Below are 22,737 nucleotides of genomic sequence, written 5' to 3' on the forward strand. Positions count from 1 at the left end.
TCCGCCGCCGGTCCGGTGGCCGGCGGGTCGACGCCCGTGCCGGCACTCAGACCGTTTCGTGCAGGTCCCGCGCGTAGTGCTCGATCGCTGCCCGGTACTGGCGCACCTGCGGGTCCGTGCTGCTGGTGGCGAGGAGTTCCAGCAGCAACCGCATGGCTTCGTGGTGCTCGCCGGTGTTGAACAGGGCCATGGCGAGAAACGTCCGCAGCGCCCCGTCGTCGGGGAACTGCTCGACACCGCCGCGGAGAACCTCGACGGCCTTCTCGTACTGCCCGAGCACCCGGTGCGTGCTCCCCAGGCCGAGGAGCGCGCCTCTGCGGTCCTCCTCCGACAGCCCGGTGCCGCCGAGGCCGCGTTCGTAGAACGGCACCGCCTCCGCCTCCAGCCCGAGCACGTCGTGGGCCCAGGCGGCCTGATAGGCGATCTCCGCGTCCGCGGGGAACTCGGCGGACAGGGCCAGCAGGCGCTGCCTGGCCTCCTCCTGGTGGCCTTCGGTGCGCAGCCGTACGGCCGCCGCGAGGGAACTGTCCCGGTCGTGATCATTCATACGGGCATCGTCCCAGGCCCGAGAGGCGGTCCGGCCACGGCCCCTCAGTCGCGGCCGGTTCTGCGCAGCCGGTCCCGCTCCTTCTCGGACAGCCCGCCCCATACGCCGAAGCGCTCGTCGTTGGCGAGGGCGTACTCCAGGCAGGCCTCGCGCCCCTCGCAGGCGTTGCAGAGCTGCTTGGCCTCACGGGTGGAGCTGCCAGGGGCGGGAAAGAAGAACTCGGGCCCCGCCTGGGCGCACAGCGCTGTCTCCTGCCAGGCGAGTGCGGGGTCGGCCGCGGTGTTGATCAGCATGCGGTCCACAGTGCCCGGTCGCGATAAACGACCGATCAACGCCTCATCAATGCGGCGCGCCGATGACTTCCGGTCAGCTCTGTGGCGTGGACGCGCTCTTGATCAGAGCGAATTCGGCGCCGTCCGGATCGGCCACGTTGGCGAACTTTCCCACACCCTCCATCTCCGTGGGCTCCAGGGTCGGTCTGCCGCCCAGCCGTTCCACGTCCGCGACCGCCTCGTCGCAGTCGGCGACCTCGAAGTAGGGCAGCCAGTGCGATCCGGCCACCGCCCGTGCCGGCACCGCGTTCAGCGGTACGAAGCCGCCGAAGGCCGCCTCCTCGCCACCGCCGCCGGTCCGGATCACCGTGTAGGACCCGCCGCCCCCGGGGAACGGTGCCCGCGCGCTCTCCCATCCGAAGACCGCGCCGTAGAACGCGGCGGCCGCGGGCACGTCCGGGGTGTACAGCTCCGCCCAGCACAGACTGCCGGGGACGCCCACGGCGCCCAGCCCAGGGTTCCCGCCCGGCTGCCAGATACCGAAGTAGGCACCCGCCCGGTCCTTGAATCCGGCCATTCTGCCGAAGTCCAGGACATCCATCGGGGCGAACGGTACGGTGCCGCCGGCCTGCTCGACCGCCCGCGCCGTGGCGTCGGCGTCCGACGACCGGAAATACACCGACCAGGACGGCGCCGCCTGCTCCTCGGTGACCGTCATCGCGCCGGCTACCGTCTTCCCGTCCAGCGTGAACATGCCGTAGCCGCCGGTCTCCGGGCCGCCGGCCACGTACTCCCAGCCGAAGAGACCGGTGTAGAAATCGACGGCCCCGTCGAGATCGGGTGTGCCCAGGTCGATCCAGTCGGGCGCTCCGTCGACGTAACGGGTGGTGAGCATGGCCGGCTCCTTCGGCGGTGCCCGTGCCGTGCGGCACGGGGGTCCTCCCCGACGTTCCGAGTCTCGCACCGGGCACCGGCGACCGCAGCCCGCCGACGGCCGGGCATTGCACACGTGAACCGCCCTCGTGGATGATCTCCGCCATGACCACCAGAAAGGCCCATGCCGCGTAAGCGCCCCCCGCTCCGGCACCCGGCGAACGCGCCACCGGTCCTGCGCATGCCCGCAGCCGACCGTTCACGCACCACGCCGAGGAGCACCATGGAGTCCGTCCGCCTGACCGAGTACGCCCGCCTGCCGCGCGCATACGGCCGGCTGCACCTGATGCACAGCACCGTCGACGTGCACGGCCGGGTGCACTGGCTGCTCACCGAACGCGCCCCCGCGCCGGGACCGGCCGGTCCGTACGAGGCCCTGGTCGTCACCGCGGACCGGGGCGAGGTGGACGAGACGCATCTCAGCGCCGTCACGCTGTACAGTCCCTGGCTCGACGCCCTGCCCGACGGCGGTTTCGTGCTCGCGGAGGCCCGCAGCAAGGTGGACGCCGACCATGTGCAGGTCTTCGACGCGCTCGGGCGTCCGTCGTGGACGTTCCGGGTGGGCGACGCGATCGAGCATCTGCTGACCGACACGTCGGGCGCCCTCTGGGTCGGCTACTTCGACGAGGGGGTGTACGGCGACGACCCGCTGAGCCACCCCGGTCTGCGGCGGTGGAGCAGCACGGGCGAACCGCTGTGGTCGTTCAGCCCCGGCCCGGCCCGCTGGACATGTCGGACTGCCTCGCCCTCAACGTCCACGGGACGACGGCCTGGGCCTGCCCGTACATGCACCACCCGCTGATCGAGGTCCGGGCCGACGGCTCCGTACGGGTCCGCACCACGCGGGTGAGCCGCGTCGGGGGCGTGGCGGTGGACGGTGGGCGCGTGGCCTTCGTGGACTTCGACGACGTGCTGACGTACGGCCGGATCACGGAGCACACGGTCGAGCCGGAACCGGGGGCCGCGCGGCTGGTGCGGCCCGACGGGCGCGCCCTGGCGCGCCGGAACATGGTCTGTCGTGGTCCGCGCATCCATGTCCGTGAGCGCGGCAGGACGGACTGGTCGGTGTTCGACATGGCGCGCGGCGATCGGTGAGACGTGTCGTCGGCACGGCTCGGGAGTGTTGCGACGACCACGGGAAGACGGCCACTGGAACGGGAGGCGGGAGGGGCGGGGCACGTTCCGGTGCTCCCGCCACCGGCCGGTCAGCGGGTGATGCCCAGTGCCGGAAGCACCGTCTCCGCCACCCGGTAGGCCTCCTCCAGCAACGGGTTGCCGGAGAGGATGAAGGTGTCGACGCCCAGCTCCTCGAATTCCTTGAGGCGCTCGACGACCTGGGCCGTCGAACCGACGACCGCCGTGCCCGGCCCCGGGCGGAACAGGCTCATGCCCGGCCACATGTTGGGGTGCGTCTCCAGCTCCCGGGCGTGCGCCGGGACCTTGCCGCCGTGCTGGCGGAACTGACGCTGCCAGCCCACGCCGTCCTCTCCCGCCCGGTCGCCGAGCTGCCGGGCGTACGTAGCCTCGCTCGTCACGTCGAGGAGCCGGTCGGCCGCGGCCCATGCCTCGTCCTCCGTGTCCCGGACGATGAGGTGGAGGCGGAGCCCGATCCTGAGCGTGCGGCCGTACGCGGCGGCCCGCGCCCTGACCTTCGCCAGCTTCTCCTTGAGCAGGTGCGGGGGTTCGCCCCAGGTGAGGAAGACGTCGACGTGCTCGGCCGCCATCTCGATACCCGGGTCGGACGAGCCGCCGAACCAGAGCGGGATGTGTGATTCCTGGACCGGTCTCAGCTCCCTGAAGGACGCGCCCGCGTTCTTCAGGTCGTAGAAGCGGCCCTTGTGGTCGAAGACCTCACCGGCGGTGAGCCGCTTCACGATCGACCAGTACTCGGCGCTCAGTTCGTACCGTTCGTCGTGCTCCACGTGGAGTCCGTACTCCTGGAGCGACTTCGTCGAGCCGTTGACCACGTTGAAGCGGAGCCTGCCGCCGAAGAGGTTGTCGAAGCTGAGGGCCATCTTGGCGAGCAGGGTGGGCGAGACGAGGCCGGGGTGGACGGCCAGCAGGGGCTTGAAAGCGGTGCTGGTGGAGGCGGCCAGCGCGCTGCCTAGCGGCCAGACGTCGTACAGGTCGGTGGCGAGCAGCGCGCCGCTGTAGCCGAGGCGTTCGACCGTGCCGGCGAGCTGGGCGAGGTAGCCGAGGTCGACCGGGCGACGGCCTTCGGGCTCCCAGGGGTAGGCGCCTTCGCGCGGGATGACGTACCAGAGGACTTCGGTCGCCATGTCGTCACACCTCCCGGTCCGCGCCGGTGCCGGAGCCCGCACCGGCGAGGGCGTGGGCGACGATGACCGGGCGGTCGATGAATCCGGTGCGGTGGAAGATGTCGGCCGCTTCCTGCTGCTCGGCGAGGAAGGCATCGGTGACGGGCTCGATCTTCCACGGCAGGGCGCGCAGCGCGGTCTCCCAGTCGTCGGCGGATCCGCCGAGGTCCGCGGCGGCGATCTCGGCCGCCTCGCGGGGGTGGGCCGCCGCCCAGTCGTCGGCCCGCTGGAGAGCGCGGGTGAGCGCCTCGATGACCTCGGGGCGACTCTCGGCCAGGTCCCGGCGGGCGAAGAAGACGGAGCGGTCGGTGATGACGTCGCCGGTGCGGATCAGGGTGCGCAGCCCGCCGGTGCGGCGGGCTGCGGCGAGCTGGGCGCCCTGGGCCACCCAGGCGGCGATGGCTCCGGTGCGCAACAGTTCCTCGCTGTCGTCGGTGCTGCGGACGGCGGTGATGTCGTCGGCGTAGGAGAGCCCGGCGTCGTCCAGCGCCTTGGCGATGAGGTGGGTCTGCCAGGAGCCGATCGCGAGGTGGACGACGGTGCCCTTGAGGTCGGCGACCGTGCGCACGGGGCTGTCCTCGGGGACCAGGAGTGCGCCGTGCTCGGGGCGCGGGGCGGAGACGGCGGTGTAGACGATGTCGTGGCCGGCGGCCTGGCCGGTGACCGGCGGGGTGGAGCCGGTGCCGCCGAAGTCGATGACGCCCCGGCTGAGGAGTTCGCCGGTGCGGACGCCGTTGGTGTACGGGTGGAAGACGACGCTCTCGCCGAGCGGGGCGAGCTCCTCCTGGGCGAGGCCGAGCCGGGAGAGGTGGTACAGGTGGAAGAGGGACGGGTTGCTGCTGTGCACACCGATGGTGATGGTCATTCAGATCACTCCGACTTCGGTACGTTCGGGGGTGGTTGAGGGCTGCGTGGCCGTCTCGACGCCGAGGTCGTCGAGGAGCCGTCGGCGCAGGGCCGCGAAGGCGGGGTCGCCGGGGTCGCGCGGCCGGTCGACGGTGACCGGCTCGTCGGTGATCAGCCGGCCGTCGCGCAGTACGGCGACCCGGTCGGCGAGCCGTACGGCTTCGTCCACGTCGTGGGTGACGAGGAGGACGGCGGGCCGGTGCTTGCGGCACAGCTCCCCCACCAGGTCCTGCATCCTGAGCCGGGTCAGGGCGTCGAGTGCGGCGAACGGCTCGTCGAGCAGCAGCAGTTCGGGTTCGCGGACCAGGGCGCGGGCGAGGGCGACGCGCTGTGCCTCGCCGCCGGAGAGGGTGGCGGGCCAGGCGTCGGCGTGCCGTTCGAGCCCGACCTCGGCCAGGGCCCGCAGCCCGTGTCCTGAGCTCCCGCGCGGCAGGGCCACCGTCACATTGGCGAGGACCTTCTTCGACGGTACGAGGCGGGGCTCCTGGAAGACGACGGTGCGGGCCTCGGGGACGAGGACCTCTCCCCCGTCGACCCCGTCGAGTGCGCCCAGGATGCGCAGCAGGGTCGTCTTGCCGCTGCCGCTCGCACCGAGCAGGGCGACGAACTCGCCCCGTGCGATGTCTAGTTCGAGTCCGTCGAGCACCGCGCGGTCGCCGAAGACGCGCCGCAGTTCCCGTACCCGTACGGCCGGCTGCGGAGTGCGGTCGGTCATCGGGTGGCTCCCTGAGGGGTGCGCCAGGGCATCAGTACACGTTCCAGCAGCCGTACGACGATGTCGGCGGTGAGTCCGAGCAGCCCGTAGACGAGGATGCAGACGGCGAGGATGTCGGTACGGGCGTAGCTCTGCGCCTGGGACATCAGATAGCCGATGCCTGCCGTGGCGTTGATCTCCTCGGCGGCGATCAGGGCGATGACGCTGAGGGTCATGGAGAGCCGCAGCCCGGCGAGCAGCGACGGCAGGGCTCCGGGGAGGACGACTTCGCGGACGAGGGCGAACCGGCCCATGCCGAAGCTGCGCATCGCCTCGATGAGTTTGGGGTCGGTGTTGCGCACTCCGCTCGATGTCGACACGTACATCGGGAAGGTGGTGGCGACGGCGATGAGGAGGATCTTCGCCGTCTCGTTGATCCCGAACCAGACCATGAACAGGGGCACCAGGGAGAGGAACGGGATGGTGCGCAGGGTCTGGATGGAGGAGTCGAGGAGTTCGTCGCCGAGGCGGGTGAATCCGGTGGTGATGCCGAGCACCAGCCCGGCGGCGAGCCCGATGAGGAGGCCGAGGCCGGAGCGGGTGAGGGAGGTGGTGAGCGCGTCGGGCAGCTGCCCGTTACCCCACAACTCCCCTATGGCACTGAGTACTTCGGCGGGCGAGGCGAGCACGTCGGGGGTGAGGACGCCGGTGGCGGATGCCGCCCACCACAGGACGAGGAGGGCGATGGGGCCGAGTGTCCGGACGGTGGCGGAGTAGGTGCGGCTGCGGGCCCTGTGCCGCTGGGGGCGGGGCCGGACGAGGCCCGGGTGCAGGCCGGTGCCACTCATTTCAGCTTCTCGATGTCGAGGAGGTGGGCGGCGACGTCGACCTTCTCGGTGGTGACCTTCTGCTCGGCGTAGAAGCCGGCGACGTCCTCGAAGCGCTCGACGTCCTCGGGTCCGATGGGGTCGACGGTGCCGCCCTCGCGGGTGAATCCGGTCTGGACCTCCTTCGCCTTGCCGGTGACGGCGGTCGGTCCGACGTCGGTGAAGACGTTGAGGTACGCGGCCGGGTTCTGCTTCTCCTTGGCGCTGGCGTCATGGAGGTACCGGTAGAGCGCCTTGACGATCTCGGGGTGCTGCTCGGCGAAGCCGGTGCGCACGGCGTTGAGGCTGTAGTTGTCGGAGCCGATCGCGGCGCCGTCGGCGACGAAGTGCGCCTTGCCGCTGCCGATCTCGGCCACGGCGTAGGTCGCCCAGACCGCCCAGGCGTCGACCTTGCCCGCGTTGAAGACGGCGGCCGTCTGGTCGGGGCGCAGATAGACGCGCTTGACCTTGTCGGCGGGGATACCGGCCTTGGCGAGGGCCTTCAGCAGCAGGTACTCGCCGGTGCCGCCCTGGTTGACGGCGACCTTCCTGCCGACCAGGTCGGCGACCGAGCCGATGCCGGAACCGTTCTTGACGAGGATGCCCTCGCCGGCGGCGTCCGGGTCGACCGCGGTGAAGAACTTGAAGCCGGGGCGCTGGGCGAGCGAGGTGATGCCGGAGGTGATGGAGCCGGTGGCGATGTCGAGCTGGTCGGCGTTCATCGCCTGGGCGGCCGGGGCGAAGGGGCCCGCGCTGCCGGTCCAGCGCACCTTGGCGCCGACCTCGGCGAGCGCCTTGTCGAGGCTGCCGTCCTTCTTGCCGAGGGCGAGCACACCGGAGTTGCCGGGGTCGGGGATGCGGATGTCCACCGTGCCCTCGGCGCCGGAGCCGCCGCTGTCGGCCGCGGACGAGCCGCAGGCGGTGAGGGCGATCAGGGCGGTGGCCGTGAGGAGCGCGGGGGCGACGGCGGTGCGCAGTGGTCGGGGGAGGTTCATGGTGTCGGGGGTCCTCACAACTCAGGGACGGACGGGGCGGGAGGCGGCCAGTTCGGTGGCGCGGCGCAGCGGCTCGGGGTCGGCCCAGGCCGTGATGTCGACGGGTTCGGGCAGGAAGCCGTGGGCGCGCAGCCCGGCCTCCTGCTCGGCGAGCAGGGTCAGGCGGTCCGGGGAGAGGTCGGGGTGGAGGGCGAGATGGGTGCCCGGCCGGTAGGCTCCGGCGACGCCCTCGGCGCCCGCGCCGGTCTCGGCGCCGAGGATCCGGGCGACCTCGGCGGGCTGTTCGGTGGCCCAGTCGGCGGCCCTGAGCAGGACGGCGAGGAAGCGGTCGACGAGGCCGGGGTGTTCGTCGAGGAGCTGCTGGTGAACGGTGATGGGGCGCGGGGTGCCGTTGTTGATCCGGAACCGGCGGTCGGCCAGCTCGTCGAGTTCGACGGCGACCTCCGCGCCCTCCCGCCGGGCGGCCTCGACGGCCAGCGCGCCCTTCACGTACACGGCGTCGACGTCGCCGCGCCGCAGCGCCGCCAGCTCGGCGGCCCACTGGCCCCGGTGTCCGGCGGCGGGTACGTCGACGAATTCGGCGTCGTCCGGGCCGAGTCCGGCCGCCGCGAGCGCGCCCTCGAAGCCGCGCAGGGCCATGGCCCGCCAGAAGTCGATGGCGATGTCGTGCACGGGTACGGCGAGCCGCAGCCCGCGCAGCGCCTCGACGCCACGGATCCCGGAGCCGGGACGGACCAGTACGGTCTGCCGTTCCTCGATCCAGGTGAGGCCGATCAGCCGGGTCCGCTCCCCGCGGGAACGGGCCCACAGGGCGGGCACGTTGCCGCCTTCGCGGAACAGGCCCGGCAGGGCGTGGGTGAAGTGGGCGGCCGGGTCGGCACCGGGGGAGGCGTCCTGGAGGGACCTCACCTCGATGCCGTCGGGGGCGAACTCTTCGGTGAGCCACCGGCGGTCGGCGGCGATGCCGGTCGCGGTGGGGACGGGACAGCGGGTGAACCAGAGCGTCCGGGGCGGGACGGCATGCGTCATGGGATCTTCCCGAGGGGTCGGCGAAGCGGCGGGTGGCATGGCTCGTACGCCGGGAAGCGGACACCGGGTACGGCCGAAGGCCCCGGCCGCGCCGGGGCGCGGCGGAGGATGGAGGGGATCGCGCAGGAGAAGCGCGAAGGGGGGGTCAGCGACAGGCTGCGCTGGCGACCCGCGCCAGGTCGATGTGACGGCGCAGCGTCAGGGCGAGGAGGACCGGAGCGGCATGGGCGGGAGTCGCGGTTCGGCGACCGGCCATGGCACTGCTCCCTCCTGCTCGTCGGTGATGACGTGTCGCAGACTGCCACGCGCCCGGGCAGTCCCACAACTCGCTTCCCATGATGTGGGATTCGGTGTGAACACAGTGTTTCACCACCCGGATTTCCGGGTCTCCAACTCCCGTAATGTGGCAACTACATGCCCCTCAGCCCCCACGAGCGGAGAGTGAACCGATATGACCGAGGCCGCGGCAGTGCGCGCTCCCGGCGGCGCGCAGGCCGTGCAGCGCGCCCTGGACGTACTGCACTGCTTCCACGACAACGGCCCCGACCTCAGCGCCTCCGACCTCGCCCGCCGTCTCGGGCTCTCCGTCTCCACGGCGCACCGCCTGGCCCGCACCCTGCTCGGCGCGGGCTTCCTGGAACAGGACGCCCGTACGTCCCGCTACCGGCTGGGCCCCGCCGTGACCGAGCTGGGCAGGCTCTCGTACCACCAGCGCGGTCTGCATCTGGCCGCCCCCGAGCTGACCGATCTCGCCGAACGCACCGGCGCCACCGCCGACCTGGCGCTGCGCAGCGGCCCCCATGCGGTGATCGTGGCGGGCGGTTCGGTGACACCGAAGGTGGGGCTGCGCAGGCCGCTGCACTCCACGGCGCTCGGCAAGGTCCTGCTGGCCTGGGCCCGGCCGGGTGAGGGCGGACCCTCCTCACTGCCGCCGCTGCCCGCGTTCACCGATCGGACGATCATCGAACCGGCCGCGCTGGAGGCCGAGTTGGCGAAGGTAAGGTCCGACGCCTACGCGCTCAACGACGGCGAGTCGGCCCACGGGGTGCGGACCCTGGCGGTCCCGGTCCTGGACGGCACCGGTCATGCCCGCTTCGCCCTGGCGGTCCGGGCCACCCCGTCGGTCATCACGGACGCGCGCACCGACTGGTTCCTGGCGCAGGCCCGCTCCTGCGCACGGGCCCTGGAGGTCCTGCTGCTCTCCCCGGCCGAGCGCCGCCCGCCCGCTCCCTGACCAGCCTGGGCTGTCGGTGCCGCGTGGCACGATAGGAGCCGTCCGGGCAGGTGCCGGGCGGGACGGCAGCCGGGCTGCGCGGACAGAGGGACGTACATGACACAGGCCGGAGCGACGGAGGGCGGAGCGCCCACGGGAAGGGCCGCCCGGGAGCTGCTGACCCACGCCGAGCGGCTGCTGGAGTCCGCGCGCACGGTGCTGGCCGATCACACCCGCGCCGTCGAAGCCGTGCACACCGCGCTGAAGCCGCTGCTCGACTCCCTCGTCCGCCGGGAGCTCGCCGCCATCCCGGCCGCCAGGCTCAAGGACGTCACGGAGGGCAGGCTGCGGCTCGGCGCGGTCGAGCAGGCCGGTTTCACCACCGTCGGCCAGGTCCACGAGGCCAATCGCTACGAGCTGCGCCAGATCCCCGGGGTCGGCGCGCAGACCGCCGACCAGGTGCTGGCCGCGGCCGGGCAGATCGCCCACGCGGTGCGGGACACGGTCGCGGTCCGGATAGACGTGGACGCCCCGGACGACGCCACGACCGCGCTGGTCGTCGCACTGCACCGGCTGGTGGAGGCCGGTCCCGACGTCCGGCGGGCGGTGGCCGCGGCGGACCGGCTGTCCGGGCGCCTGGAGCCCCTGCTGGCCGCCGCGGGGCCGGCGCGGGGACGGCTGCGCATGGTGTTCGCCGGGCGGCAGGCCCGCTCCCGGGCGCTGGAGGCCGTCGCCGAGGTGCGGGCCGCCGTCGCCGAGGCGGACGAGCGCGAGCTGCCCCTGTTGTTCGGGCAGGTCTGCGTCGACCTGCTGCGGGGCGCGGAGTCGGACGTCGCGGCCTGGGTGGATTTCGAGCTGCGGTCCGCCGAGTACTACAGCCTGCTCGCCGAGATGTCCGGCGCCGGGCCGGACCAGGACGCGGCCGAGGGGTTCCTGCCGTCCGGGATGGCGGACCGGGTGCGCGGTCTGCGGCTGGACGACGCCCATCTGCGGGTCTCGCTGCGCGGCTACCAGTCGTTCGGCGCGCGGTTCGCGCTCGCGCAGAAACGGGTCATCCTCGGTGACGAGATGGGGCTCGGCAAGACCGTGCAGGCCATCGCCGCGCTCGCGCACCTCTCGGCGCGGGGCGAGACGCACTTCCTGGTGGTCTGCCCGGCCAGCGTGCTGATCAACTGGGCGCGCGAGATCCGCGCCCGCTCCACTCTGCGCACCCTGCCGGTGCACGGCCCCGAGCGGCAGTCCGCCTTCGACGAATGGCGGCGCGGCGGCGGGGTCGCCCTCACCACTTTCGACGCCCTGCACACCCTCCCGGCCGCCGCGGACTGCGGCACCCGGCCCGGCATGCTGGTGGTCGACGAGGCCCACTACGTCAAGAACCCCGCCACCCGCCGGTCCCAGGCCGTCTCCGGATGGACACGGCACACCGAACGGGTGCTGTTCCTGACCGGTACGCCCATGGAGAACCGCGTCGAGGAGTTCCGCAGCCTGGTCCGCCACCTCCAGCCGGAGCTGGCCCCCTCGATACACACCACCCATGGAGCCGCCGGTTCGCTCGCCTTCCGCAGGGCCGTCGCCCCGGCCTATCTGCGGCGCAACCAGGTGGACGTGCTGACCGAACTCCCGGCTCTGGTGCAGGTCGACGAGTGGGAGGACTTCAGCCCCGGCGATCTCGACGCCTACCGCGAGGCGGTGGGCGCCGGGCACTTCATGCGGATGCGCCGGGCGGCGTACGCCCGGCCCGCCACGTCCGCGAAGCTGAACCGGCTGCGCGAACTGGTGGCCGAGGCCGCGGACAACGGCCTGAAGGTCGTGGTGTTCTCCTACTTCCGCGAAGTGCTCCACACGGTCGGACAGGCCCTGGATTCGCCCGTGTTCGGCCCGTTGTCGGGGAGCGTGCCGGCCGACCGCCGCCAGCGGCTGATCGACGACTTCGCCGCCGTGGACGGTCATGCCGTACTGCTCAGCCAGATCCAGGCGGGCGGAGTCGGGCTGAACATGCAGTCGGCCTCGGTAGTCATCATCTGCGAACCGCAGATCAAGCCGACGATGGAGCACCAGGCGGTGGCCCGCGCCCACCGGATGGGACAGATACGGACCGTCCAGGTGCACCGGCTCCTCGCGGCCGACAGCGTCGACGAGCGGATGCTTGACATCCTGGCCCGCAAGGAACGGCTGTTCGACCTGTACGCGCGGCGCAGCGACGTCGCCGAGACGACGCCGGACGCCGTGGATGTGTCGGACGGGGCGCTGGCCCGGCGCATCGTCGAGGAGGAGCAGCTGCGCCTGTCGACAGGAACGACCGGATCGGCCGGCCCGCCCCCGACCGCCGCGGCCGAGGAGGCGGCCGTGGCAGCCGAAGCGGACGGGGCGACGCGGGGATTGCCGGAGGGCTGACGCCGTCAGGACGTGGGTACGCCCCGACGGTGCCAAGTCCCGCGGCCGGGCCAGGTCAGGAGCCGTGCGCCGCCGGGTCGTGCGCGGCCGCGCCCTTCGGTGATTCCTGTGCCGCGCCCTTCGGCATGTCCTGTGCCGCGCCCTTCGGCATGTCCTTTGCCGCGTCCGGCTGCGCGCTTCCGGACGCGGCCTTGTCCGGCGCCGCCTCGCCATGCGCCGCCATGTGGTGCGGTTCGTACCCCGGCACGGTGCCGTCCGGCTTGGCGACCAGCAGCAGTCCGGCCATGCCCATGTCGGAGTGGCTCTGCACATGGCAGTGGTACATCCAGGCGCCCGCGCCCACGCGTTCGCCCGCGATGATCTGGAAGCCGAAGGAGTCCGCCGGGCCGACGATCTTCGTGTCGATGACCCGGCTCGGGTCGTCGGGACCGGTGAGCAGACCGGTCCGGTTGTCCGCCCAGCGATGACCGTGGATGTGGAACGTGTGGTAGTACTCGCCGTGCGTGATCATGACGACTTCGAGCCGGTCCCCCACCGTGGCCTCGAAGTTCGGACTCTCGTGGGCGGGCTTGTTGTTGATCGTCATGTCGTTGAAGACGATCGTGATCGTCTTGTCCGGCAGGATGTCGCCCTGGCGCCGGACGATCAGCGGACCGTAGAGGCCCTTCCGGATGCCACCGGTGCCGTGGTCCGTGCCCACGACATGGTCGTGGTAGTGCCAGTAGCCCGCGCTGCCCGGCTGCCAGGTGCCGTCCTTGCGCCGGCCCGGGGCATGGGTGCGCCAGGTGTAGGTCCGGGTACCGCCCGGTTCGACGATGCTCCTGTTCATCCGGGTGCCGTCGCTCGCGATGTCGTAGTCGACGCCGTGCGCGTGGAGGCTGGCCGCCGTATCCGTCGTGTTCTCGAACTCGATGTGCAGGGTGTCGCCCTCGTTGATCTCGATGAGCGGCCCCGGGACCGACGCCTTCCCCTTCTCCAGGCCGTACCCCAGCTGACCGTCCGCCAGCTTCTCCGCGTACAGCTTGAGATGGCGGACCACACCGCCCGCCGGGGCGGTCCCCACCGCGGGTTCCGCCGAGCTGGCCTCGATCGCGCCGAGGGACAACGATGTCAGGCCGGTCGCGGCCGCCACCCCGCCGCCGACCAGCATCCGCCGGTTGAAGCTCCTTCTGTCCATGCCGAACTCCCCACCGATCCAAGGAATTTGGAGCGCCGACTCGCCCCGGACGGCCCACACCGTAGCCGGAGGATCTCCGTTTATCCACAGCCAGGACAAAGTTCGTGCAATTGCCGCCATAGCTATTGGCGGACCACGAAAAGAGGTCTAGCTTCATGCGCTGTTGCAGTGACCAAAGAGGGGTGGGTGACCACATGCAGCGCGCACCACATCACAGGTCCAGATCGCGACGCGGACTCGCGGCGGGCCTCGCGGCCGGCGCACTGACCGCTTCCCTGCTCGGCGCCAACGCGGCCGAGGCCAGGCCCTATCCGGAGCCGCCCGGCTCCCTGGCGACAACGTTGTCCCTGCCGTCGCCGCCGGGCGGCGCCGACGTCAAGGTGCTGGTGTTCCACGCCTCGGCCACCGAGGAGTCCCCGACGGTCGACGCCGGGATCGCGGCGATCGAGAAGATCGGCCTGAGCGGCCCGGAATCCGGCCGGTTCAGGACCGTCGCCACCGACGACCCCGCGGTCTTCACCAACGGCAAGAGGCTCGGCAAGTTCAACGCCGTGGTCTTCCTGACCGGCGGCGGCGACGTCCTCGACCCGGAGCAGGAGGCCGGCCTGGAGGCGTACATGGAGGCCGGCGGCGGCTTCCTCGGCATCCACGACGCCGCGCGCACGGAGCCGTACTCGGACTGGTTCACCGGACTGGTCGGTGCCCGCCCGGCGGCGGACAGCCCGGCCGCCGTGCAGCGCGCCACGGTCGAGATCGGTGACCGGCAGCATCCGGCGACCAAGAACCTCCCGCTGGAGTGGAAGCGTCCCGACAAGTGGCTGAACTGGACGAAGAACCCGTCCGGCTCGGTGCACACCGTGGCCCGGGTCCGCGAGATCACGTACAAGCCGGGTGCGAGTGCCAACGGCTGGGACCACCCGGTCTCCTGGTGCCGCGACTACGACGGCGGCCGGTCCTTCTACACGGCGATGGGCGGTACGGCCGACAGCTTCGCGGAGACCGACTTCCGCGACCATCTGCGCGGCGCGCTGGACTGGACGACCCGGATCTCGCAGGCCGACTGCAAGGCGACGATCGACTCCAACTACAAGGCCGAACGGGTCACCCAGCCCAACCAGCCGGGGCAGAACGACCAGATCGGCGAGCCGCACGGCCTGGTCACCGCCCCCGACGGACGCGTGCTGTACATCGGGCGCGGCGGTGCCGACAGCAGCAGGCCGGTCGTCACCGACTGGAACGACCCCGACATCGGCAAGGGCCTCGGGCAGATCCACGTCTACGACCCGAAGACCAAGAAGGTCACCCTCGCGGGTGAGTTGACGATCTTCGGCAACAAGGGCGGCGGCGACGAGCTGATCAAGGTCGAGGAGGGGCTGCTCGGCATCGAGCTGGACCCGGACTTCGAGAAGAACGGCTGGGTGTATCTGCACTACACCCCGCACTCGAAGCTGGACCGCGACAAGCAGATGGCGGTACGTCAGGTCTCCCGCTTCACCCTCGATCCGGCCACCAACAAGCTGGATCTGTCCTCCGAGAAGGTGCTGTTGCACTGGCCCGTCCAGATCCACAGCTGCTGCCATGCGGGCGGCGGGATGGCCTGGGATTCCAAGGGCAATCTGTACATCGCCACCGGTGACAACAACTCATCCGGTTTCAGCGAGGGTTACTCCGGAAACAACCCGCAGCCGAGCTACAAGGGCGTCTCCTTCGCCGATGCCCGGCGCACCGCTGGCAACACGAACAACCTCAACGGGAAGATCCTGCGGATCCACCCCGAGGACGACGGCACCTACACACTGCCCGAGGGCAATCTCTTCACCGGCAAGGAGCCCGATGAAGGCGGCGGCAAGACCCGCGGCGAGATCTATGTGATGGGGGTGCGCAACCCGGCCCGGATCTCCGTCGACAAGACCACCGACACGCTGTACGCGGGCTGGGTCGGCCCCGACGCGGGCTCGCCGAGCACCACCTGGGGTCCGGCCAAGTACGACACGTTCGCCGCGATCACCAAGGCGGGCAATCACGGCTGGCCGTACTGCATGGGCAACAAGCAGCCCTACCGGGACCGCAATCTGCCCGACCCGAGCAAGCCGCTCGGCTGGTACGACTGCGACCACCCCAAGAACGAGTCTCCGAACAACGACGGCCTGGTGAACCTGCCGCCTATCACGTCCAACACCATCTGGTACTCGCCGCAGGGTGGTGGCGTGGACTACCCGCGCGACGCGAACGGCATCCCGAGCTACAAGGTGGAGGAGCAGAAGCAGTTGCTGCCGTGGCTCAAGGGCGGCGGTCAGGCCACGATGAACGGCCCGGTCTACCGGTACGACGCGGCGAGCACCAGCGCCGACAAGTGGCCCTCCTACTGGGACGGCAAGTGGTTCGTCGGTGACTTCTACGACGACACCCAGCCGCGGCACGCCGTGCTCACCGACCCGAAGACGGTCGGCAAGGGCGGGCTGCCCACGCACGCCGAGTCCCTGAAGAAGATCATCCCGGTCGGCGCGGACGGCATCCGCAACCTGATGGACTGGAAGTTCGCCCCGGACGGTTCGCTGTACGTCCTGGACTACGGGCGCGGCTTCTTCACCTCCGACTCCAAGTCCGCGCTGTGGCGTGTGACGTACAAGGGCGGCGGTCCGACCCCGGCCGCCGGCGATCTGGCCAGGAAGGCGGCAACGCAGTGAGACATCGTCCGGTCCTCTCACGAAGGCGGTACCGTCCGGCCCGGTTGTGGCTCGCGCTGCTGGGTTCGTTCCTGATGGTGCTGGGGCTGACCTCGACGGCGGCGTACGGCCGTACGGCCGCTTCCGCCGACGCGGCGGCCGACCAGGTCCTCACCTGGACCGCGGGCGACCCCATCGACCACTATCTGTCCGCCCCGAAGACCGCGGTGGCCGGCAAGGCGACCATCGTCTTCGAGAACAGCGCGGCGACCGGCAACACCACCGGGATGCCGCACACCCTCACCTTCAGCGTCTCGGACCCGGAGTTCAACAACGACGTCACACTGAACATCCTGGCCAACCCGGCCGACGACCAGGGCGGCAGGCACACCGCCGAGGTCACGCTCACGCCCGGCCGGTACTTCTACCACTGCACCATGCCGGGGCACGAGTCGATGCAGGGCATCCTCACCGTGACCGACGGCGGTGGCGGCGAGGACACCACGGCGCCCGGGACCTCGGCGAAGGTGGACGGTGACAAGAACACCGACGGCGCGTACATCGGTCAGGCGACGGTCACCGTCTCGGCGACCGACGACGGCTCCGGCGTGGACACCGTCGAGTACGCGGTCGGGGCGGACGGCGCCTGGCAGCCGTACACCGCGCCGGTCGTGGTGACCGAAGTCGGTACGCACACCATCCGCTACCGGGCCACCGACAAGTCGGGCAACACGGCAGCGGAGAAATCGGTCGACTTCGCGGTCGCCGCACCGCCGACGGACGACAAGACGCCGCCGGAGACCTCGGCGACCGTGTCCGGCGAGAAGGACGACCAGGGGCGCTACCTGGGCATGGCGACGGTCACCGTGACCGCCTCCGACACCGGGTCCGGCGTCAACACCATCGAGTACGCGGTCGGGGCGGACGGCGCCTGGCAGCCGTACACCGCGCCCGTGATGGTGCACGAGACCGGTACGCACACGGTCCGCTACCGGGCCACCGACCGGGCGGGCAACACGGCGGCCGAGAAGTCGGCCGACTTCACCGTCGTCGCACCGCCGACGCAGGACAAGACCCCGCCGGAGACCTCCGCGAAGGTCGAGGGCGCCAAGAACTCCGACAACGCCTACATCACCAGCGCCAAGGTGACCATCACCGCGACCGATGCCGAATCGGGCGTGGACAAGGTCGAGTACTCGCTCGACGGCGGCCCGTACCTCGCGTACACCACCACCGTCATCGTCGACCGCGTCGGCTATCACACCGTCGCCCACCGGGCCACGGACAAGGCCGGCAACACCTCCGTGGCGAAGCAGGTGTCGTTCACCGTCGCGGAGAGCGGCGGCGTACCGGCGCCGAACTGCCCGGAGTTCGACGAGCGGCTCACCGTCATCGTGGGCACGGTCGACACCGGGGTCCCCAACCGCATCACGGGCAACCGCTGCACCATCAACGAGCTGATCGAGGACGAGAAGGACTGGTCGTCGCACGCGCTGTTCCTCAAGCACGTCGACGGTGTCCTCGACAAGCTGCTCGCCGCCGGTGTGATCGACGCCCGTGAGCACAAGAAGATCTATCGGGCGGCCAAGCAGTCGGGGATCGGCATGCCGGGCCAGGACGAGGGCTACAAGAAGCTCTTCGACGGCACGGCGGAGTCCTTCGCCAAGTGGCAGCAGGTCGGCGGCGGGAAGTTCGGGCTGAACCCGGACGGCACGATCACCAGCTCCACCGCCGTCGACGGCATGGGCATGCTCTGGTTCCCGGGCCGGCAGTACGGCGACTTCTCGCTCAAGCTCCAGTGGCGCGACGACGCCCCGGGCGCCGGCAACGCCAACAGCGGTGTGTTCGTCCGCTTCCCGAACGTCCACGACAACCCGGAGGAGTCACGTCCGGAGTGGGTCGCCATCAAGTACGGCCATGAGGTGCAGATCCTCGACCGGCCGGACGGCGACATGTACAAGACCGGCTCGGTCTACGGCTTCGACCGGGTCGGTCTGGCCGGCGCCGGGGTCACCCCCAAGGGCACCTGGAACGACTACGAGATCCGGGTGGTGGACCAGCACTACTCGGTCTACCGCAACGGTGTCCTGCTGAACGAGTTCGACAACAACGGCGGTCAGGTCTTCGAGCCGCCGCGCGGCGACGACCCGGGAACCGACGGCCGGCGGTACGCCTCCGGCTACATCGGACTCCAGGTCCACAGCGCCACGGACGTGGTCTCGTACCGCGACATCCGTATCAAGGAGCTGTAGCCCGGACCCGGATCAGGTGGCCGTGGCCGCATGCTGAGGCATGCGGTCACGGCCACCCGGGTGCCGGTGGCGCCACACCCAGAACACCGTGCAGGAGACCAGCGCCCAGCCGGCGAGGACCAGGTACGGGAAGACCCGCTGGTGTCCCTGGTAGTAGACGGCGGCGTGCTGGGCGTTGACCGAGGCGCCCGGGGGGAGCCAGCGGCCGATGAAGCCGAGCACCGACGGCAGCAGCGGCCAGGACACCGCGCCACCGGAGGACGGGTTTCCGAGCATCACCATCAGTCCCCAGGTGGGGATCATCGCCCAGCGCCCCATCAGGGCGTTGAACATGGTGAAGACCATGCCCGTGGTGAACATGGTGAAGGCGAGGATCAACCACGACTGGACGAACGGCAGGTCGACGGAGCCGAGCAGCCAGTCCACCACGGCGGCGATGGAGAACCCGCCGAGCAGGGCGTAGGCGACGGTGAACCCGACCCGCTCCAGGGGCTCCAGCGCCTTGGCGTGCACACTCAGCTGGATCGCGCCGATGAACCCGACGATCACCGCGGCGAGCGAGATGTAGAACAGAGCGAGGCCGCGCGGGTCGCCCCGCTGCAGGGGCTTCACGTCCGTGACCTTCACCGGCACATGGGCCGCCTCCCCCACCTTCAGCGTGGACTCGGCGAGCAACTGGGCGACCGAGGCCCCGGAAGCGCTCGCGACGTCCAGGCCGACCCCGCCGTTCTCGGACCGCAGGACGGCGAAGACCTTCTGCTCCTCCAGCGCGAGGCGGGCTCCGGCTTCGGTGGCGTACTCGTGCAGCACCAGCGAGGTGTCGAGTGCGCCCTCCAGCCGGTCGAGGAAGACCTTGTCGCGCGCGGTGTCGAGCTCGCCGACCACAGCGGCCGGGATATTGCGCGGGGTCGGGTTGGCCATCGCGTACGTGTAGGAGCCCGCGAAGAGACCGGCCGCGGCCGCGATGATGAACAGAAGCACGACGGCGGGCAGATACGGGGACGCCTTGAACTCCGACCATCGGTCACCGCGGGCCGGGGGCCGGGCATGTTCCCCGTGCGGTGCGGCGGGCTCCAGGTCGGGCGCGCTCACCCCTCGGCGTCCTGGTCGTGCCGGGCCCGGCTCGGCTGGACCCGTTTCGGTTCGCCGGGCATCTTCGGGTACTCCGGCGGGTACGGCATGTCGCCGAGTCCGCGTTCCCGCTCGTCCCGGTCCGCCAGCTCCAGGAGCGAGTCGAGCCGGAAGGCGTGGTCGTCCATGTCCGCGTGCACATCGCCCACGTCGGCGTAGCGCTTCGGCATGGTCCTGATGTCGAAGTCGCCCGGTTCGGCGTCGTCGGTCTCCTCCCAGCGCAGCGGGGCGGAGACCGGGGCGTGCGGGCGGGGGCGTACGGAGTAGGCGGAGGCGATCGTGCGGTCGCGGGCGGTCTGGTTGAAGTCGACGAAGATCCGCTCGCCGCGTTCCTCCTTCCACCAGGCCGTGGTCACCCGGTCCGGCATGCGGCGTTCCAGTTCCCGTCCGGCGGCGATGGTGGCCCGTCTGACCTCGGTGAACGTCCACTCCGGGACGATCGGGACGAAGACGTGGATGCCCCGGCCGCCGGAGGTCTTGGGCCAGCCGCGCAGCCCGTGGGCGTCGAGCACGGACCGCAGTTCGTGGGCGGCGCGCACCGCGTCGGCGTAGTCGGTGCCGGGCTGCGGGTCGAGGTCGATGCGCAGTTCGTCGGGGTGGTCGGTGTCGGCGCTGCGGACCGGCCAGGGGTGGAAGGTGAGGGTGCCGAGGTTGGCGGCCCAGATGACGGCGGCGAGCTCGGTGGGGCAGATCTCGTCGGCGGGCCGGCCGCTCGGGAAGGCGATCCGGGCCGTGGGGATCCAGTCGGGGAGGTTCTTCGGGGCCCGCTTCTGGTAGAAGAACTCGCCCTCGACACCGTCCACGAAGCGCTGGAGGGTGGTGGGCCTGTCGCGCAGGGCGCGGGTGATGCCGGGCCCCACGGCCAGGAAGTACTCGGCCACGTCCCTCTTGGTGTAGCCCTTCTCCGGGAAGTAGACCTTGTCCGGATTGGAGAGCCGTACGGCCCGTCCACCGGCTTCGAGCTCCACTGCTTTCACCGCTGCACCCATGACGGTCACGGTAGGCCGGGCTCACATATGCCGCATATCGAGAGACTTGCGCCCGCTGGTGGGTGAGAATCGGGCCATGGATCTGCCGGTGATGCCTCCTGTGAAGCCGATGCTCGCCAAGTCCGTGTCCAGGATCCCGCCCGGCATGCAGTACGAGGCCAAGTGGGACGGCTTCCGGGCGATCGTGCACCGCGACGGCGAGGAGGTGGTGATCGGCAGCCGCACCGGGAAGCCGCTCACCCGCTACTTCCCCGAACTGGTCACCGCCGTCCGGGACAATCTGCCGCCGCGCTGTGTGATCGACGGCGAGATCGTGATCGTGCACGACGGGCGGCTCGACTTCGACCGGCTCAGCGAGCGCATCCACCCCGCCGATTCACGGGTGCGGCTGCTCTCCGAGCAGACCCCGGCCAGCCTGATCGCCTTCGACATCCTGGCGGTGGGGGACGATTCGCTGCTCTCCACCCGGCAGTCCGACCGCCGCGCCGTGCTTGAGGCGGCGCTGTCCGGTGCGTCGCCTCCCGTCCACCTCGCCCCGGCGACCACGGACCCGGCCCTCGCCCAGGAGTGGTTCGAGCACTACGAGGGCGCGGGGCTCGACGGTGTGGTGGCCAAGCCGCTCGACCTGCCCTACCGCCCGGACACCCGGGTGATGTACAAGATCAAGCACGAGCGGACCGCGGACTGCGTGGTGGCGGGGTACCGCTTCCACAAGAGCGGCCCGGTCGTCGGCTCGCTGCTGCTGGGCCTGTACGACTCCGATGGCGTGCTCCAGCACGTCGGTGTCTGCGCGGCCTTCTCGATGAAGCGCCGCGAGGAGCTGGTCACGGAGCTGGAGCCGCTGCGCGTCGATTTCGCCGGCCACCCGTGGGCGGCCTGGGCCGATACCGAGGCGCACGAGCGGGCCCGGCTGCCCGGGACGCAGAGCCGCTGGTCCGGGAAGAAGGACCAGTCATGGGTGGCGGTGCGCCCGGAGCGGGTCTGCGAGGTGGCGTACGACCACATGGAGGGCGACCGCTTCCGGCACACCGCCCGGTTCCGCCGCTGGCGGCCGGACCGCACCCCGGCCGGCTGCACCTACGCGCAGCTGGAGGAGGTGGTGCGGTACGACCTGGCCGAGGTGCTGTCAGCCGGTGGAGGCTGAGCCGGACGGCGTGGCGCACGGGTCTTCGCTCGTCGTCGGGTCGGGTTCCGGGGACTCGGTGGTTCCGGCCGTGCCGGACGGGTCGGGTGACGCCGAGTCCGTCGGGCAGCCGGGGCCCGGCTCGGAGGTGCTGGGGTCGGGGCTCGTACCGGGGTCCGGGGTGGTCGATCCGCTGTCGGTGGGATCGGGTGAGCCGGTGCCCGGGTCGGTGGGGTCCGGGGAGAGGGTGGGGTCCGGGGAACCGGTGGGCGATCCGGAGGGCTTCGGGGTGGTGGACGGCGAGGGCTGGTGCGAGCCGCCGGGCTGCGGGCCCACGATGATGTCGCCGTCCGGGGCGCCGGGGCCGCCGACCGGATGCTTCGGCTTGTTCGGTCCGCCCGCGCCGGGGCTCTTCGGGACGGTGCCCTTGCCGTCGGCCACCGGGTGGATTCCCTTGCGGTAGAACTCCAGCCAGGACAGCACGGTGCGCAGATAGGTGTCCGAGTGGTTGTAGCTGAGGATCGCCCGGTCCAGATCGGCCTTCACCGACAGATCGCGCGGCCCGGCACAGAGGTAGTGCCCGGCGGCGAGTGCGGCGTCGTAGATGTTGTTCGGGTCGCGGCGCCCGTCACCGTTCCCGTCCTGCCCCCAGTGGGCCCAGGTCGAGGGGATGAACTGCATCGGGCCGACCGCCCGGTCGTAGTTCCGGTCGCCGTCGTACGCACCGCCGTCGGTGTCCGGGATGTTGGCGAATCCCGCACCGTCGAGGACCGGTCCGAGGATCGGGGTGAGCGTCGTGCCGCGGGCGTCGACCCGTCCTCCGCCCGCCTGGCCGGACTCGACCTTGCCGATCGCCGCGAGCAACTGCCACGGCAGCCGGCAGCCGGGGTCGGTCTTCCCGAGTGCGTTCTCCGCCTTGCGGTACGCGGCGAGAACCGTGGCCGGGATGCCCGCCTCGGCCCACGACCGGGCGGCGGCCAAGCTCTGCTTCTTCCCGGCCTTCGGCGGCTTCGGCGACTGCAGCGGCGGCAGTTCGGTGTGGTACGAGTCGTCGTTGGGCACGTGCGACCACTTGACCTCGTCGGTCTTGGGGCGTTCCTTCGGCGGCGCTTCGTGAGCGGCGATTCCCGGTGCCTGGGACGCGGTGAGCGCGGCCATCGCGACGACCGCGGCCGCCGTGCCGCCGAGTCCGCGGCGCATCGTGCCGTTGAACCTCATGCGTGCTCCCCTCT

The 22,737-nt window shown here is 71.2% G+C and carries 21 protein-coding genes; 7 read left to right on the top strand and 14 right to left on the bottom strand.

The genetic code is table 11. The features are described from left to right. Positions 1-46: 46 nt before the first annotated feature. From OG842_RS05735 to OG842_RS05745, 3 genes are all read right to left on the bottom strand, one after another. The gene (locus OG842_RS05735) at positions 47-547 is read right to left on the bottom strand and encodes a tetratricopeptide repeat protein (protein WP_328512098.1); all 501 of its coding nucleotides are present in this window, start codon (positions 545-547) and stop codon (positions 47-49) included. A 44-nt stretch (positions 548-591) separates the two neighbouring features. Beyond that, complete coding sequence (locus OG842_RS05740) at positions 592-840, bottom strand: WhiB family transcriptional regulator (RefSeq protein ID WP_124720677.1); 249 nt, start codon at positions 838-840, stop codon at positions 592-594. Between the two features lie 73 nt (positions 841-913). Next, positions 914-1,714: a VOC family protein gene (locus OG842_RS05745; protein ID WP_328512099.1), complete on the bottom strand. Its 801-nt coding sequence runs from the start codon at positions 1,712-1,714 to the stop codon at positions 914-916. Between the two features lie 261 nt (positions 1,715-1,975). On the opposite strand from OG842_RS05745, the gene OG842_RS05750 reads away from it, so the two are divergent. Together OG842_RS05750 and OG842_RS05755 are read left to right on the top strand one after the other, a co-directional pair. Next, positions 1,976-2,554 (top strand): hypothetical protein, encoded by a 579-nt coding sequence (locus tag OG842_RS05750; protein WP_328512100.1) that lies wholly within the window; start codon positions 1,976-1,978, stop codon positions 2,552-2,554. Next, the gene (locus OG842_RS05755) at positions 2,539-2,847 is read left to right on the top strand and encodes a hypothetical protein (RefSeq protein WP_266728028.1); all 309 of its coding nucleotides are present in this window, start codon (positions 2,539-2,541) and stop codon (positions 2,845-2,847) included. Before OG842_RS05750 ends, OG842_RS05755 begins: the two co-directional genes overlap by 16 nt. Before the next feature lie 110 nt (positions 2,848-2,957). On the opposite strand, the gene OG842_RS05760 is transcribed toward OG842_RS05755, so the two are convergent. The 7 genes from OG842_RS05760 to OG842_RS05790 form a co-directional block, all read right to left on the bottom strand. Continuing rightward, on the bottom strand, positions 2,958-4,031 hold the full coding sequence (locus OG842_RS05760) for an LLM class flavin-dependent oxidoreductase (protein ID WP_266728030.1): 1,074 nt from the start codon (positions 4,029-4,031) through the stop codon (positions 2,958-2,960). Between the two features lie 4 nt (positions 4,032-4,035). Further along, complete coding sequence (locus tag OG842_RS05765; RefSeq protein WP_266728032.1) at positions 4,036-4,935, bottom strand: ABC transporter substrate-binding protein; 900 nt, start codon at positions 4,933-4,935, stop codon at positions 4,036-4,038. Further along, entirely contained in the window at positions 4,936-5,691 is a 756-nt protein-coding gene (locus OG842_RS05770; protein ID WP_266728034.1) for an ABC transporter ATP-binding protein, read from the bottom strand. Next, complete coding sequence (locus tag OG842_RS05775) at positions 5,688-6,518, bottom strand: ABC transporter permease (protein ID WP_266728036.1); 831 nt, start codon at positions 6,516-6,518, stop codon at positions 5,688-5,690. Before OG842_RS05775 ends, OG842_RS05770 begins: the two co-directional genes overlap by 4 nt. Then, complete coding sequence (locus OG842_RS05780) at positions 6,515-7,531, bottom strand: ABC transporter substrate-binding protein (RefSeq protein ID WP_266728038.1); 1,017 nt, start codon at positions 7,529-7,531, stop codon at positions 6,515-6,517. The genes OG842_RS05775 and OG842_RS05780 overlap by 4 nt, the downstream gene beginning before the upstream one ends. A gap of 21 nt (positions 7,532-7,552) precedes the next feature. After that, positions 7,553-8,560 carry an ABC transporter substrate-binding protein gene (locus OG842_RS05785; RefSeq protein WP_328512101.1) on the bottom strand — a complete coding sequence of 336 codons (1,008 nt, stop codon included), beginning with the start codon at positions 8,558-8,560 and terminating at the stop codon, positions 7,553-7,555. Between the two features lie 145 nt (positions 8,561-8,705). Further along, positions 8,706-8,816, bottom strand: a complete 111-nt coding sequence (locus OG842_RS05790; protein WP_323185704.1) for a putative leader peptide — start codon at positions 8,814-8,816, stop codon at positions 8,706-8,708. 195 nt (positions 8,817-9,011) lie between these two features. Between OG842_RS05790 and OG842_RS05795 the strand changes: the two genes are divergently transcribed. Together OG842_RS05795 and OG842_RS05800 are read left to right on the top strand one after the other, a co-directional pair. After that, positions 9,012-9,794 (top strand): IclR family transcriptional regulator, encoded by a 783-nt coding sequence (locus OG842_RS05795; RefSeq protein WP_266728042.1) that lies wholly within the window; start codon positions 9,012-9,014, stop codon positions 9,792-9,794. A gap of 96 nt (positions 9,795-9,890) precedes the next feature. Beyond that, a complete protein-coding gene (locus OG842_RS05800) occupies positions 9,891-12,167 on the top strand; it encodes a DEAD/DEAH box helicase (RefSeq protein WP_266728044.1) in 2,277 nt (758 codons plus the stop codon). A 55-nt stretch (positions 12,168-12,222) separates the two neighbouring features. On the opposite strand, the gene OG842_RS05805 is transcribed toward OG842_RS05800, so the two are convergent. Then, positions 12,223-13,344, bottom strand: a complete 1,122-nt coding sequence (locus OG842_RS05805) for a multicopper oxidase domain-containing protein (RefSeq protein ID WP_328512102.1) — start codon at positions 13,342-13,344, stop codon at positions 12,223-12,225. 194 nt (positions 13,345-13,538) lie between these two features. On the opposite strand from OG842_RS05805, the gene OG842_RS05810 reads away from it, so the two are divergent. Together OG842_RS05810 and OG842_RS05815 are read left to right on the top strand one after the other, a co-directional pair. After that, positions 13,539-16,031 carry a ThuA domain-containing protein gene (locus OG842_RS05810; RefSeq protein WP_328512103.1) on the top strand — a complete coding sequence of 831 codons (2,493 nt, stop codon included), beginning with the start codon at positions 13,539-13,541 and terminating at the stop codon, positions 16,029-16,031. Further along, the gene (locus OG842_RS05815) at positions 16,028-18,262 is read left to right on the top strand and encodes an OmpL47-type beta-barrel domain-containing protein (protein WP_328512104.1); all 2,235 of its coding nucleotides are present in this window, start codon (positions 16,028-16,030) and stop codon (positions 18,260-18,262) included. The genes OG842_RS05810 and OG842_RS05815 overlap by 4 nt, the downstream gene beginning before the upstream one ends. A gap of 12 nt (positions 18,263-18,274) precedes the next feature. Here OG842_RS05815 and OG842_RS05820 read toward each other — a convergent pair whose 3' ends face one another. Then, a complete protein-coding gene (locus OG842_RS05820; RefSeq protein WP_401874374.1) occupies positions 18,275-19,354 on the bottom strand; it encodes an ABC transporter permease in 1,080 nt (359 codons plus the stop codon). Then, on the bottom strand, positions 19,351-20,361 hold the full coding sequence (gene ligD / locus OG842_RS05825) for a non-homologous end-joining DNA ligase (protein ID WP_401874962.1): 1,011 nt from the start codon (positions 20,359-20,361) through the stop codon (positions 19,351-19,353). Before ligD ends, OG842_RS05820 begins: the two co-directional genes overlap by 4 nt. Before the next feature lie 97 nt (positions 20,362-20,458). On the opposite strand from ligD, the gene OG842_RS05830 reads away from it, so the two are divergent. Beyond that, positions 20,459-21,526, top strand: a complete 1,068-nt coding sequence (locus OG842_RS05830; protein WP_266728054.1) for an ATP-dependent DNA ligase — start codon at positions 20,459-20,461, stop codon at positions 21,524-21,526. On the opposite strand, the gene OG842_RS05835 is transcribed toward OG842_RS05830, so the two are convergent. Beyond that, complete coding sequence (locus OG842_RS05835; protein ID WP_266728056.1) at positions 21,509-22,723, bottom strand: lytic transglycosylase domain-containing protein; 1,215 nt, start codon at positions 22,721-22,723, stop codon at positions 21,509-21,511. The two genes, OG842_RS05830 and OG842_RS05835, sit on opposite strands and share 18 nt — an antisense overlap. Positions 22,724-22,737: the final 14 nt, after the last annotated feature.

It is taken from the genome of Streptomyces sp. NBC_00376 (assembly GCF_036077095.1).
GTDB lineage: Bacteria > Actinomycetota > Actinomycetes > Streptomycetales > Streptomycetaceae > Streptomyces.

What these genes read in the sequence shown, in the direction of transcription:
- OG842_RS05735 (WP_328512098.1), bottom strand. Translation starts at nt 547, where the DNA reads ATGAATGATCACGACCGGGACAGTTCCCTCGCGGCGGCCGTACGGCTG.
- OG842_RS05740 (WP_124720677.1), bottom strand. Translation starts at nt 840, where the DNA reads ATGCTGATCAACACCGCGGCCGACCCCGCACTCGCCTGGCAGGAGACA.
- OG842_RS05745 (WP_328512099.1), bottom strand. Translation starts at nt 1,714, where the DNA reads ATGCTCACCACCCGTTACGTCGACGGAGCGCCCGACTGGATCGACCTG.
- OG842_RS05750 (WP_328512100.1), top strand. Translation starts at nt 1,976, where the DNA reads ATGGAGTCCGTCCGCCTGACCGAGTACGCCCGCCTGCCGCGCGCATAC.
- OG842_RS05755 (WP_266728028.1), top strand. Translation starts at nt 2,539, where the DNA reads ATGCACCACCCGCTGATCGAGGTCCGGGCCGACGGCTCCGTACGGGTC.
- OG842_RS05760 (WP_266728030.1), bottom strand. Translation starts at nt 4,031, where the DNA reads ATGGCGACCGAAGTCCTCTGGTACGTCATCCCGCGCGAAGGCGCCTAC.
- OG842_RS05765 (WP_266728032.1), bottom strand. Translation starts at nt 4,935, where the DNA reads ATGACCATCACCATCGGTGTGCACAGCAGCAACCCGTCCCTCTTCCAC.
- OG842_RS05770 (WP_266728034.1), bottom strand. Translation starts at nt 5,691, where the DNA reads ATGACCGACCGCACTCCGCAGCCGGCCGTACGGGTACGGGAACTGCGG.
- OG842_RS05775 (WP_266728036.1), bottom strand. Translation starts at nt 6,518, where the DNA reads ATGAGTGGCACCGGCCTGCACCCGGGCCTCGTCCGGCCCCGCCCCCAG.
- OG842_RS05780 (WP_266728038.1), bottom strand. Translation starts at nt 7,531, where the DNA reads ATGAACCTCCCCCGACCACTGCGCACCGCCGTCGCCCCCGCGCTCCTC.
- OG842_RS05785 (WP_328512101.1), bottom strand. Translation starts at nt 8,560, where the DNA reads ATGACGCATGCCGTCCCGCCCCGGACGCTCTGGTTCACCCGCTGTCCC.
- OG842_RS05790 (WP_323185704.1), bottom strand. Translation starts at nt 8,816, where the DNA reads ATGGCCGGTCGCCGAACCGCGACTCCCGCCCATGCCGCTCCGGTCCTC.
- OG842_RS05795 (WP_266728042.1), top strand. Translation starts at nt 9,012, where the DNA reads ATGACCGAGGCCGCGGCAGTGCGCGCTCCCGGCGGCGCGCAGGCCGTG.
- OG842_RS05800 (WP_266728044.1), top strand. Translation starts at nt 9,891, where the DNA reads ATGACACAGGCCGGAGCGACGGAGGGCGGAGCGCCCACGGGAAGGGCC.
- OG842_RS05805 (WP_328512102.1), bottom strand. Translation starts at nt 13,344, where the DNA reads ATGGACAGAAGGAGCTTCAACCGGCGGATGCTGGTCGGCGGCGGGGTG.
- OG842_RS05810 (WP_328512103.1), top strand. Translation starts at nt 13,539, where the DNA reads ATGCAGCGCGCACCACATCACAGGTCCAGATCGCGACGCGGACTCGCG.
- OG842_RS05830 (WP_266728054.1), top strand. Translation starts at nt 20,459, where the DNA reads ATGGATCTGCCGGTGATGCCTCCTGTGAAGCCGATGCTCGCCAAGTCC.
- OG842_RS05835 (WP_266728056.1), bottom strand. Translation starts at nt 22,723, where the DNA reads ATGAGGTTCAACGGCACGATGCGCCGCGGACTCGGCGGCACGGCGGCC.